This is a genomic window from Paenibacillus chartarius (assembly GCF_042432825.1).
GTDB classification, from domain to species: Bacteria; Bacillota; Bacilli; order Paenibacillales; family NBRC-103111; genus Gordoniibacillus; species Gordoniibacillus chartarius.
This window is the reverse complement of record NZ_JBHLWN010000020.1, coordinates 52801-65575: the sequence shown is the minus strand read 5'-3', so window position 1 is coordinate 65575 and position 12775 is coordinate 52801. Positions and strand designations below refer to the sequence as shown.

Below are 12775 nucleotides of genomic sequence, written 5' to 3'. Positions count from 1 at the left end.
CATGGATAATCGCATCACCATTCTTGGCGTGGACGATAGGCCTGAGAATCTGCTGGCGCTGGAAGGGGTTCTGAGCGACCTTCCCTATCAATTCATTCCCAAGCATTCGGGCGAGGACGCGCTTCGCTATTTGCTGAAAGAAGATATCAGCGACTTGGCCGTAATCTTGATGGATGTTCAAATGCCCGGGTTGAACGGCTTCGAGACAGTGAAGCTGATCAAGCAAAGGGAGCATTGCCGCGAGATCCCGATTATTTTCCTGACGGCTATCAGTACTTCTATGGAGCATGTCCTTCAAGGGTACTCGGTTGGCTCCATCGACTACATATCCAAACCGATCCACCCGGAGCTTTTGAAGCTCAAGGTGGACGCTTTTGTTAAGCTTCATCAGTACCGTCAGCGCCTTATACAGCAGGGTGAGCTGCTGCAGAGAAGGGCCGCCCAGCTGGAAGACATCAATCGTAAATTGAAGAGTGCGGAGGCGCTTATTAAATCGCAGTATGATCATCTGGAAATCAAAGTGCAGGAGCGGACGAAGGAGCTTCGGGAGGCGAATGAAAGCTTGCGCTTGTCGCAAGAAAGGTTCGAGAAGATGTTCACCGCGAGCCCTTGTTTAATGATCATTCGCCGGTTAAGCGACATGGCATGCTTGGACGTGAATGAAAGCTTCAAGCAATATACGGGATATGGCGATGAAATGATCGGTACGGATTCAGGCATTCTGCAAGCGGCTCCCTGCCTGAATGAAGGCGAATCGTATGATCTTCATCAATCGTTCTATAACGTGAAGGTCAAATATGTGACGAAGCAGGGCGAAATTCGCTATTGTTTAGTATCGAACGAAGTGATCGAGATCAACAACGAGCTCTGTTCGCTGCAAGTGGGCCTTGATATTACGGACAAAGAACGCTATGAGAGCGAGATGGCGCGGCTCGGCAAGCTAAACCTGATCGGCGAAATGGCTGCGGGCATTGCCCACGAAATCCGCAATCCGATGACCACGATCCGCGGCTTTCTTCAGCTCTCCAAGGAAACCGGCCGGAATTTACAGCAGGAATATATCGACATTATGCTAACGGAGCTGGATCGCGCCAACGGCATCATTTCGGAATTTTTGTCACTCGGCAAAAACAAAACAACGAACCGGAGCCATCATCATTTAGGGCACATCGTTCAATCGTTGATTCCGTTAATTCAAGCAGAGGGCGTCATGTCAGGGAAAATCGTGCGGGAGGATTGCAGCGATACCGGCACGCTTCTATTGGATGAGAAAGAAATTCGCCAGCTGATCCTGAATCTGTCCATGAATGGGTTAGATGCGATGACGGAGGGAGGCGAGCTATCGATTCGCACTTACTCTATAGAGGAATATACGATATTGGAAATTGCCGACCAGGGGTCCGGCATCAGCAAAGAGCATATGGCGAAGCTAGGGACACCATTCTTCACCACTAAGGACAAAGGTACCGGCCTTGGTCTTGCCGTATGTTACAGTATCGCGGCTAGACACCAGGCGCGAATCGAGGTCAAGAGCAGCGATAAGGGCACAACCTTTCTGGTTCGGTTTCCTGTGAAAGTAGGGGGGCACGACAACGTATAACCCGTTGAAAAAAGATATCGGCTAAAACTCAAATGTAGATAGCCTGTCATCGTCGGCGAATCTTATATTGTCGGATGGCTGCAAGCTCGCGAACCGGGAAACGCACAGCGATTTCTTGAACGGTAGAACAATAAATTCGGTATCCCCGAACTTGGAAAGCTCCCGGCCTCGCAAGAGCCAAGGGAGCTTTCTTTACGTACCCGCATAACAGCGCAACGCCGCTTGCGGCTTGTTTCCTATTTTATTTGATATGTGGAAAGGATGGTCTTGATCTGGTGAATGACGAACCCGGCGTGCTTATTGTCCCCGGTTAATCGGCTTGCCATGACGCTGCCTTCCAAGGAAGAAACTACGAATGACGCGAGAGCTTCCGTATGGAGAGTCGGGAGAAGCTCCCCGGAGGAGACTCCTTTATCCAATATGCCTTGAATAAACGCTGTGAATTGACTATGCGCAGCTGCCGCCTTCTCTCGGAGCGGAAGATATCCGTCATCCGCTTCTACCGCCGTGTTAAGCAATGGGCACCCTCCTTCGATCGGAGGATGGTTTACGGGATCTTCGTACACCGCGCATACCGCCATGATTTTGTCTACCGCCGTTTCCGCCTTTTCGGCGGCATTCAAGAAATGCCCCATCAGAATCCGGGAGGCATAATCGAACGCTTCGAGCGCGATCTCGTCTTTCCCGGAAAAGGTCCGATACACACCGCCTTTGGTTAATCCAGTGACCTCCATAATGTCTTGTATCGAAGAGCCGGCGTAACCTTTTTGATTAAACAGCCCGGCTGCTTTTTCAATAATATGCTGGCGTGTTTTTTCGCCCTTGCGCATGAATGATGACCTCCGCGTAACGATGCTATCATTTTTTTATTTTACCATTGCTATGGCGGAATCGAGAAATATTTGTTACTCTATAAAAAAACCGAACCGTTCGGTATTTTTTTAGAGGAGTGATTCTAACATGAATTTAGTGAAAATTATCCGAATTCCCATCCTTCCGATGCACATGGTAAATGCTCATTTGCTGCTTGGACCGGACGGCTGCGTCTTGGTCGATGCCGGTATACCGGGATCGGAACAGAAAATCGGAAGGGCGCTGGCGAAAGAGAAGCTGACCTTCCGGGACATCAAGCTTATTATCATCACTCATGCGCATGTTGACCACGCCGGCAGTGCAGCGAGATTGCGGGAACTAACGGGGGCTCCTATACTCGCCCACGAAGGCGACGCCAAGCATTACAGCCAGGAAGAGAAGATGACGTTCTGCCCGACGGGACCGTTTGCCCGGCTCTTCTTCAAAACGGGATTTATCCTTCAGCCTTATGAGGGATTTACGCCGGATTTATTGGTATCCGGAACGCAGGACATCGATTTGCGCCGTTTCGGCGTACCCGGTACGGTTACCCATACACCCGGTCATACCTCGGGTTCTATTTCGGTTGAACTGGATTCTAAAGATGCTATGGTGGGGGACCTCTTGGCCTCGGGTATTCTGGTCGGCGGTATCATGAGGAAGCATCGTGCTATTCGCCCGCCTTTCGAGGACGACCCGCATCGGGTAGCTGAAGAGCTTCTGCGTTTAATCTCGTCCGGACACCGCACCTTTTATTTAGGTCACGGGGGGCCGCTGGGGGCTAATGAGGTTCGCCGCCATGCCGAGTATCTGAAAGGTTTGCCTTATAAGCACGAATAGACAAACGCGAATAAACGGCAGCTTTCGTTGAAGTATCAACTAGGCGCTGCTTGAACGAGCGGCCTGTCTGATGATGACGTCTTGGTGTCGTTACTCGCGTGTAAACAGGCAGAGGAGGCCGAAGCGGGAAAATAAGCTTGGCGGTCCTGAGCTGTTAAGCCCGGTAGAGCCGTCTGCTTGAACACAAGCGGACGGCTCTTCGCCATTTTACAATAAAATGGGAATGAGGGATTGACGGTACCGGCGGTTTCGGATAAAGTACTTGATACTACGACCGCTAGCGAGGAGGAACGGTGTGAACCGCGACCGGGCAAGCATGAATGTACAGCAGTATTCAGCCATCCTGAAGCGCTACCTGCTCCCTCACAGAAGCACGTTGGCGTTTCTCGCGCTGCTGCTGTTCGTCTCAATCGGTCTGCAGCTGATCAATCCGCAGATCATCCGATTTTTCATCGATACGGCGCAATCGGCCGGCGATATGAAACCGCTTTACATAGCAGCCGCCCTGTTCATCGGCTTTTCTATCGTACAGCAGGGGGTATCGATCGCGGCCGCCTATTTCAGCGAGAATTTGGGCTGGAAAACGACGAACCGGCTGCGCAGCGACTTGGTCGAGCATTGCCTGTCGCTCGATATGTCTTTTCACAAAACACAGACGACCGGATCGATCATCGAACGGGTGGACGGCGACGTTAATTCGCTTTCCAACTTTTTTTCATCCTTTCTGATCCATTTGGCCGGCAATTTCCTGCTTATGCTGGGGATTCTGGTGCTGCTGTACAGAGAAAACGTGCTGGTCGGGGCGGGCATGACCGTCTTCGTCTTGTTCGCCGTGTTCGTCATTCAATGGATCCGCAAATTCGCCGTGCCGGTTTGGGCCAAATGGCGGCAGGCCAATGCGGAATTTTACGGCTTTATCGGCGAGCAGCTGGAAGGGACGGAGGATACTCGGGCGAACGGTGCGGCGGGCTTCGTCATGAACAAGTTTTATTCGTTCATTCGCCGTATGCTGCCGCTCCGGACCAAAGCGTTTCTCGGTTTTGCCTCCATGTGGATTACGACGATTATCGTCTTCGCCCTGGGCAACGCCCTCGCGTTTGCGATCAGCGCGTATTTGTGGAAGCAGCAGTCGATCTCGTTCGGGACCGTATACTTGATTTTTTATTACACGGAACTGCTGGCCAAGCCCATTGAGAAAATCCGCACCCAGCTGGAGGATCTTCAGAAGGCGGACGCCAGCTTGTCCCGCATTCGCGAATTGCTGAGTATAAAGCCGAAAATCACGGACGGCCCCGGCGCTCCGATTCAGGACGGGCCTCTGGCCGTGGAGTTCCAAGACGTAACGTTCGGCTACGAGGAAGATTCTCCGACGATCCGCAGCCTGCAGTTCTTACTGGAGCCCGGGCAAACGCTCGGACTGCTGGGACGTACCGGAAGCGGCAAATCGACGCTGGCCCGGCTGCTGCTCCGCTTCTACGATCCGCAGGCCGGGGCGGTGAAGATTGGCGGCATCGATATCCGCGAGCTGAAGCTGCACGATTTGCGCAGGAAGGTGGCGCTGGTGACGCAAAACATTGAAATCCTGGAAGGCACCGTACGCGAAAACTTGACGATGTACGACGAGACGATTCCGGACTCGCGCATTATCGAGGTGCTGGATGATCTCGGCCTCCATTCATGGTATGCGTCGCTTCCGCTGGGACTCGATACGCCGCTCGCATCGGGCGGCGGAGGCTTGTCGGCCGGAGAAGCCCAGCTGCTCGCCTTCGCGCGCGTATTTTTGACCGATCCGGGTCTGGTCATTCTCGACGAAGCGTCCTCCCGTCTCGATCCGATTACCGAGAGGCATATTGAGCATGCGATCGACAAGCTCCTGCAGGACCGCACCTGCATCTTGATCGCGCATAGACTGGCTACGGTGCAAAGGGCGGATCGGATTGTCATGCTGGAAGGCGGCGTCGTCATCGAGCAAGGAAATCGGGCGGAGCTTGCCGCCGACCCTCGTTCCCGGTTTCACAGGATGCTGGCCGTCGGTCTCGAGGAGGTCCCGGTATGAACACGTATTCGTTTCTGTACCGGCTAATCCGATACCGCTTCGGCATTTATCTCATCAACGTGCTGGCGTGGACGATGATTCATATGGCCCCGATCGTGCCGGGCTTGCTCACGAAGGCGTTCTTCGACGAGCTGGCCGGCTCCGGCGCATCGCTCGTCGGCATATGGGGCATCATCGCGCTGTTTGTCGCCGCGTCATTGGGACGGGTTGCTCTTATTATCGTCGGCTTCATCACGGACGTACATTCCCGCTTCCGAATCGGCATGCTGCTGCGCCGCAATATGCTTGAGCATGTGCTGAAGGAGCCCGGGGCCAAAGCGATTCCGGTGTCGCCGGGCGAAGCGATCAGCCATTTCCGCGACGACGTCGATCAAACGGAGGAAGCGGCGAGCTGGTCTGTCGACGTGTTTGGCATGATTGCGTTTGCGGTTGTTTCCAGCTATATTCTGATCCGCATCGACGCCATGCTGACTTTGCTTGTGTTTGTGCCGCTCATTGTCGTCGTTACGGCAGCCCAGCTGGCGACGGCCCGTTTGCAAAAATACCGTGCCGCCAGTAGAGAGGCGACGGCCAAAGTAACGGGCGCGATCAGCGAAATGTTCGGCAACGTGCAAGCGATTCAGATCGCGAGGGCGGAAAAGCGTCTCGTCGAGCGGTTTACGCGTCTGAGCGAGGAACGCCGCCGGACGATGGTGCGGGATAGGCTGATGAGCGAGGCGCTCGATTCCGTATTTACGAATTCGGTCAACATCGGAACCGGACTCATACTGCTGCTGGCCGGCTACAAGATGCGAGCCGGAGCGTTTACGGTTGGGGACTTTTCACTGTTTGTGTACTATTTGACGTTTGTAACACAGCTTATCTCCAATGTTGGGAAGTTTATGACGTTCTTCAAACAAATGTCGGTCGGCTTCGCCCGTTTGACCTCTTTGCTTCAGGGTGCGCCCGCGCAAGTGCTAACGGCCTTCAATCCCCTGTATTTGAATAAGAGGGATACAAAGTCTGCGGACGATAAGTCGGACGCGGGTGCAGATGGCGAAGGACCAGCCTTCGAACGGCTCGGGCGGCTTGAGGCGACGGGGCTGACGTACCGGTATCCCGAATCCGGACGAGGCATTGAGGGCATCGATCTGGTTTTGCGCCGAGGCTCATTTACAGTCATCACGGGCACGATCGGTTCGGGCAAAACGACGCTGATAAGGACTTTGCTCGGACTGCTGCCGAAAGAGGCAGGCAATATTCGCTGGAACGGGAGGCTCGTCGACAAGCCGGGCGATTTCTTCGTACCGCCGCGAAGCGCCTATACGGCGCAAATTCCACGGCTGTACAGCGACAAGCTGAAGGATAATATATTGCTCGGCTATCCGCAGCGGGACGGCAACCTGCAGAAAGCGATCCATTCGGCGGTGCTCGAAGACGATGTGCCGCATTTGCAGGAAGGGCTTGAAACGGTCATCGGGCCGCGCGGCATCAAGCTGTCGGGAGGACAGGCCCAGCGTACGGCTGCCGCCAGAATGCTGGTCAGGGACGCGGAGCTGTACGTTTTCGACGATTTGTCGAGCGCACTCGATGTGGAGACGGAACGGAAGCTGTGGGACCGGATGTTCGAGAGCCGCGGCGATGCGACATGTCTCGTCGTGTCACACCGGAAGGCGGCGCTCGCCCGTGCCGACCATATTATTCTGATGAATAACGGACGGATTGAAGCCGAAGGAACGGCGGAGGAGCTGCTCTCCCGAAGCTCATCGTTCCGCAAGCTGTGGAACGGCGAGGACGAGGAAGGCTGACCTTGACCGTTCCGCCCGCCAAACTATATGAACAAAAAAGCCAAGCCGGCCACTGCGCGATATCGGCCTTGGCTTTTTTTCCTCTTCGAGAACATAAAGTGACGGTGGCTTATTCGTTCGCCAAAGCTTGGTTCGAAGAGATGCTGAACCATTCATGCATTTGAATAATTATTCAAATTCTCGTATGATTATTCCGATGGTCGTGGGTTAAAACTCGGTATAGCGGTTGGGGGAGGATGCAATTTGTTAAACTGCGAATCAAATTCACTTCAAGACTATTTGATGGAGACGGAAGAAGTCGACTTTAGCCATCTATCCATTAAGGAAAAAGCAGCCGAATTATATTCGGAATCTTTATCCGGTGAAGTCGGTTTTGTAAAAAAAGCTTATGAGTTTGTTCGAGATGAAATCTCTCATTCGTGGGATATTCAAAGTTCAAGAATAACGTCCAAAGCTTCGGAAGTCCTCTATTTCAAAGAAGGGATCTGTTATGCTAAGTCAAACTTATTGTGCGCTATCTTAAGGAGCAGAGGGATTCCAGCAGGATTTTGTTATCAACGTCTAACATTAGGTGACACACCTGACACCGGGTACTGCATTCACGCTCTCAATGCGGTCTTTCTGAAATCCGAAGAAAAATGGATTCGTCTGGATGCGCGCGGAAATAAAGTTGGTGTCAATGCGGACTTTTCTCTAACGGATGAAAAGCTGGCTTTTGCTGTTCGGGAAGAATATAAAGAAATTGATTACAAAACCATATATACACTTCCCAATCCTAAAACCGTTACCGCACTCAAACAGAGTACAGATTTAATAAGTATGTATCTTCATCGTTTACCAACGGACTTGTAGAAATTCAGCAAACGGATAACGCGAATTGGGTGATGTAAGGCACTGCCGCGGGCAGTGCCTTTTTTTGGTGGTTGGGAAATTATGTGGGTCAAATTTCTGTGAATAAGTTGTAAAATATCGTACTCGCTTCGGTGAGGTAGCAGTTCCGAACGATCTCTTGGACTTACGTATACGGTACCGATCGTCTGGGGTCATGTGAGACGCTTCACACTGCTCTTTTCAGAGCGGTCTTATGTCTAGTTGATCGTTTATGAGCAAAAATCCGTGTAAATATACAGGAATCTTTACCGTGTCCGGGACGTGTAGAGCAAATGCCTAGGAGAATGTACAGGAATCTGTGCGGTTTAAGCCCTTGTCGGGCTGTTTTTAAAAAAAACGAATGTAAAATCGCAGTAATCGAGCTGTGGAAAACCAGCCAGACTCTGGTTCCTGCAATTTTGCAGGCATTCTTCTACAAATGACTCCGTGCTGAAGACGCCAAGCAACAAGCACTATTTTGCACAATCAGATTAACGCCGTAAATATACTCGTCCAAGGACGGCGCAAGCCGTTTTCTTGTTTTGCGGGAGAGCTTTCACTGTAGTAGCCGAATGAACCGCCTGAAAATTCTCCTTTCGGGTACTAGTTTTAGGTAGGAGCGGGTGTGATAATAACAAGAAAAAGCGAGGAGAAGACGAGTGAGGCATCCATACAAGGAAAGTATCCAACAGGTACAGAGTGCACTTCGGGTGCTCGGGTATCAGCATCAAATCGTGGAGCTTCCGGACGACGCCCGCACTGCCCAGGATGCTGCCAATGCAATCGGTTGCAGCCAGGCACAGATTGCCAAGTCTATCATATTCCGGCTGGAAAGATCCGGCAGGCCGCTGCTCGTGGTTGCCAGCGGTGTGAATCGGGTCGACGTTCAAAAGGCGAGCGGGCTGGCTGGCGATACGCTCGCCAAAGCAGATGCCGATTTCGTACGCGAGCATACCGGTTTTGTCATCGGCGGGGTTGCACCAGTCGGTCATAAAACCCCTCTTGCAACTTTTATTGATGAAGATTTACTAGAATTCCCGACGATCTGGGCGGCTGCAGGCCACCCCAAAGCAGTCTTTCAGTTGTCCCCCAGTGAATTGGTCGCCATGACGAAGGGACAGGTCGTTAACGTATGTCATCGTCCATGAAGTCCTGCCTTGCAAGCTTGAAAACAAGGAGTGAGAAGCGTGTTTACTATAAGAAAAATAACCGACGAGAATTGCGAAGACCTTGGAACAGTTAGAAACGAACTCTATCGTTATAATCAAATCAATAATGAATCAGCTAGCTATGAGCCTTTTAATTTTATTGTATACGATGAGAACGAGGCGGTTATAGCCGGACTACTCAGCCACAGGTTTGGAGAAGCAGTTTTTTTAGACATTTTATGGGTCGAGGAAGGGAGAAGAGGCCAAGGAATCGGACGGATGCTGCTTCAACAATTGGAGATGTCAGCCAAGGAATCCGGCGCCAATCTGATCCATTTGGATACGTTCGATTTTCATGCGCCTGAATTTTACTGGCGGCATGGATATGTTACCTTCGGTATCCTTGAAAATACTCCGTTACAAGGGAACAAGAGGTATTTTATGAAAAAAGACATCTAACGTGGAATTTTATGCTAAAGGGTCGCTGCAATCATTGCGAGACGGAACAACTACAAGAATAATCGAAGCAGGGGATACTATAGTTCAAGCATGACACGACGGCGGCCGGCCAAAACGATCGGCTGCCGTCGCTGCGTTTTCGGGCAGTTTGGGCCCAAAATGTGGTAATATGGTAGGGGACAGGAAGGAGATATCGATGGTACATGAAATAAAAAAACGTTTATCGTTTCGCGAGAGCCGAGTACGGAATCAATCGCAGCCTCCCTATTTTTTAAAGCTCATTGGAGCATTAATGATTATTTCTTCAATACTTGTTTTTAGTTCAACTTTACTTGATCCGCTCTTTAATATTGAAATATATCCTGGAATTGCTGTCGCACATGGATGGCCATGGATGCCTGAGATTGTTGCCAGGATTGTGGTTTCTGCCTTTTTTTGGTTCACAGCTTATGGAATACTAGCTCAGAATCGATGGGCTTATTGTATCTTTCAAATGTACTGTATCTACTTTTTTCTAATCAGTTCAGTTCTTTTCTCGAAAACCCAGGATTCCGTTTATTTTGGTAATACCAGTTGGCCGCTAATTATTCTTGTGTACTTATTTGTAAAACGAAAGCACTTTTATAAGTAATTGGTGTCGATCAGCGGTACGATAGTTCGGAATTCACATCGTGAGGCCGCCGAGAACGCTCGGACGGTCTTTTCCCGTTCAGCTTTTGCGGAATGTGATATTTTAATCGATATCAGGTAAAATTAAAGAATGCTTGTAATTCCATCAAAAGGAAAGAAAATAACGGGGTTACGGGAATAAAATTATACAAAATGAGGTCACTAAATGAAAACAGAGCACAAACAACCTGCCTTATTAAAAAAAGTTTTACGAGGATTAGCTGTGATAGCCGGCGCATTTATAACAGCCTATGGACTTGAAGCGGTATTAATTCCGAACAACGTATCCGACGGCGGCGTGACCGGTCTAAGCATCGTCGGGTCGGAGCTTATCGGATTACCTCTAGGAATCTTAATCGCGCTTCTTAATATTCCGTTTATTTATTTAGGATATAAGCAAATTGGAAAAAGCTTTGCGATTTATTCCGTGCTCGGTATTGCTTCGCTGGCCATCGGCACTGTCGTCATGCATAACATCTCGCCTATCATTGAAGGCGATACGCTGCTGATCACTGTTGTCGGGGGAATTATCATCGGTTTTGGTATGGGTCTGGCCTTGCGCAATGGCGGCGCATTGGACGGTATCGATATGTTAGCCGTGTTACTCTCACGAAAATTGCCTTTCGGTACGAGCGATCTTATCTTGTTCCTTAACATGTTCGTATTTATTGTCGTCTCGACGGTATTTGGACTGCAAGGGGCTATTTTATCAGGTATTGCTTATTTTATTGCCTCTAAAGTGATTCATATTGTTGAAGAAGGCTTAAGCGGAGCCAAAACGTTTAAAATTATTACTAAAGACCCGGAAAGCATGGTAGAAACCATTCGTGACCGGTTAGGGCGCGGTGCAACATATAATCTCGTGCAAGGGGGATATTCCAACGAACATTTCAAGGAAATTACTTGCGTCATTAATCGATTGGAAGAAAGCAAAATGAAGGAAATTATTTATGAAATTGACCCAAGTGCCTTTGTTATGGTGTACGACGTTGCAGAAGTCAAAGGCGGAAGCTTCAAGAAGCACGATATTCACTAAAGGAAAGGCGGGGATTCGGATTCATCATTTTTTTTTGAGGAGCGGTGGTTCAGATAGATAGGAAAATAGGCGGCATTCATCGTGATCTGCTTGCTGCTATAGAATTGGTCTACAACGTGTGTGAATTTGATTGTTCCGACCTCTGCGGAGAAGTTCAAAATTCGGAATACGGGGCCTATTTGTTTCAAGCAAATAATCGTATAATCCGATTTCGTGCGGCAAAAGTGACTCCCTCCAAAATGGGACAATTCGTCACATTGTGGCGGAGAACGGGAGACGGCACAACTCAACCTTATGATGGGTCAGAAGAAGTGGATTACTTTGTAATTAGTACAAGGGATGGTAATCGGTTTGGACAGTTCGTATTCCCCAAAGACGCACTGTTGCAATTCAATATCGTTTCAAATCATGGTAGCGGCGGAAAGCGTGGAATACGAGTATATCCGCCATGGGACAGGCCTACAAGCCGTCAGGCTCAAAAAACTCAGAACTGGCAGTTAGATTATTTTATTGAAATCCCCACCCATGAACCAATAAACGTTGATCGTGCAAAAATGCTTTATAGTCAATGAATTTGCTCAGGAAGACTAGTTGAACGAAAGCGAACCGTTGTTCAGTAATGGATTTTCCTGAATTGGTTCGGACTTAGCTGTTCAAATTTTTTAAAGACGGAGCAGAAATAGTTCGCATCCTCGAAACCGGCCAGAGCTGCAATTTCTTTGATTTGCATGTGAGGATTTTGCAGCAGAAGCTCTTTGCTTTTCTTGATTCTTACGGAGTTAATGTATTGGAAGATCCTTATGTTGGTCGTTTTCTTAAATACGGTACATAAGTGCTGCGGCGTAACTCCGGTAATCTCGGCCATATCTTCCAGCGTAAGAGGCTTGTTAAAGTTCCGTTCAATATAATCGAATAACGGCTTCAGTTTGAAATTTAAGCTGTTGGCGCTATTGTTGGGACTCATTGACGTGTATTGAACGATGTCCGTAAGAAGAGAGTAAATGACGCTGGAGCCTTGGAGGCTGGTTAACGTACCGTTCAATTGTTCAATGTCAAATAAGCTTTGGATTTTCGAAGCAAACAGATCGGGCCTGGATACATAAAATACGCCGTTGGTGTGAATCCCGGCCGTTTGCTTTAAAAATGACTCCACCTGATGGCCGTCGAAGACGACCCAATCCACGATCCAGGAAGGGCTTACGGCGTAATATTCATGGGGGACCCCTTTGAACAGAAGCATCGCAGTCCCTTCCTTCACTCGAAACGTCTTGCCTTCCGTCAGCAACTCCCCTTCGCCTTGAACGCATTGAATCCACTGGTACAAGTACCCGTTGGGCCGCACGATATGTTCTTGATTCCAATTCGATCCCACATCAACCAGGTAATAGGGCAGCTCCTTATCCGATTCCGTAATGACGGGTATGCGCCTCTTGTACATTCGATCACCTTAATATTTTA

Annotated in this window: 11 protein-coding genes; 9 read left to right on the top strand and 2 right to left on the bottom strand. The window is 49.7% G+C overall.

Annotated elements, in window-relative coordinates; genetic code table 11:
- Position 1: 1 nt before the first annotated feature.
- Positions 2 to 1600, top strand: coding sequence for an ATP-binding protein (locus ACFFK0_RS03740; protein ID WP_377468555.1), 1599 nt, complete (start codon positions 2 to 4; stop codon positions 1598 to 1600).
- A 236-nt stretch (positions 1601 to 1836) separates the two neighbouring features.
- On the opposite strand, the gene ACFFK0_RS03735 is transcribed toward ACFFK0_RS03740, so the two are convergent.
- Complete coding sequence (locus ACFFK0_RS03735; RefSeq protein ID WP_377468554.1) at positions 1837 to 2430, bottom strand: TetR family transcriptional regulator C-terminal domain-containing protein; 594 nt, start codon at positions 2428 to 2430, stop codon at positions 1837 to 1839.
- 130 nt (positions 2431 to 2560) lie between these two features.
- Here ACFFK0_RS03735 and ACFFK0_RS03730 point away from each other — a divergent pair, with 130 nt between their 5' ends.
- From ACFFK0_RS03730 to ACFFK0_RS03695, 8 genes are all read left to right on the top strand, one after another.
- A complete protein-coding gene (locus ACFFK0_RS03730) occupies positions 2561 to 3292 on the top strand; it encodes an MBL fold metallo-hydrolase (protein WP_377468552.1) in 732 nt (243 codons plus the stop codon).
- A gap of 316 nt (positions 3293 to 3608) precedes the next feature.
- On the top strand, positions 3609 to 5348 hold the full coding sequence (locus ACFFK0_RS03725; RefSeq protein ID WP_377468566.1) for an ABC transporter ATP-binding protein: 1740 nt from the start codon (positions 3609 to 3611) through the stop codon (positions 5346 to 5348).
- Entirely contained in the window at positions 5345 to 7135 is a 1791-nt protein-coding gene (locus ACFFK0_RS03720; RefSeq protein WP_377468551.1) for an ABC transporter ATP-binding protein, read from the top strand. Before ACFFK0_RS03725 ends, ACFFK0_RS03720 begins: the two co-directional genes overlap by 4 nt.
- Positions 7136 to 7417: 282 nt before the next feature.
- The gene (locus ACFFK0_RS03715; RefSeq protein ID WP_377468565.1) at positions 7418 to 7987 is read left to right on the top strand and encodes a transglutaminase-like domain-containing protein; all 570 of its coding nucleotides are present in this window, start codon (positions 7418 to 7420) and stop codon (positions 7985 to 7987) included.
- 677 nt (positions 7988 to 8664) lie between these two features.
- Complete coding sequence (locus ACFFK0_RS03710; RefSeq protein ID WP_377468550.1) at positions 8665 to 9153, top strand: YbaK/EbsC family protein; 489 nt, start codon at positions 8665 to 8667, stop codon at positions 9151 to 9153.
- A 39-nt stretch (positions 9154 to 9192) separates the two neighbouring features.
- Positions 9193 to 9612, top strand: coding sequence for a GNAT family N-acetyltransferase (locus ACFFK0_RS03705; RefSeq protein ID WP_377468549.1), 420 nt, complete (start codon positions 9193 to 9195; stop codon positions 9610 to 9612).
- Positions 9613 to 10447: 835 nt separating this feature from the next.
- Positions 10448 to 11317 carry a YitT family protein gene (locus ACFFK0_RS03700; RefSeq protein ID WP_377468548.1) on the top strand — a complete coding sequence of 290 codons (870 nt, stop codon included), beginning with the start codon at positions 10448 to 10450 and terminating at the stop codon, positions 11315 to 11317.
- A 44-nt stretch (positions 11318 to 11361) separates the two neighbouring features.
- On the top strand, positions 11362 to 11889 hold the full coding sequence (locus tag ACFFK0_RS03695) for a MepB family protein (RefSeq protein ID WP_377468547.1): 528 nt from the start codon (positions 11362 to 11364) through the stop codon (positions 11887 to 11889).
- Between the two features lie 41 nt (positions 11890 to 11930).
- Here the strand turns inward: ACFFK0_RS03695 and ACFFK0_RS03690 are convergent, their stop codons facing one another.
- Positions 11931 to 12755 carry an AraC family transcriptional regulator gene (locus ACFFK0_RS03690; RefSeq protein ID WP_377468546.1) on the bottom strand — a complete coding sequence of 275 codons (825 nt, stop codon included), beginning with the start codon at positions 12753 to 12755 and terminating at the stop codon, positions 11931 to 11933.
- Between the last annotated feature and the right edge of the window lie 20 nt (positions 12756 to 12775).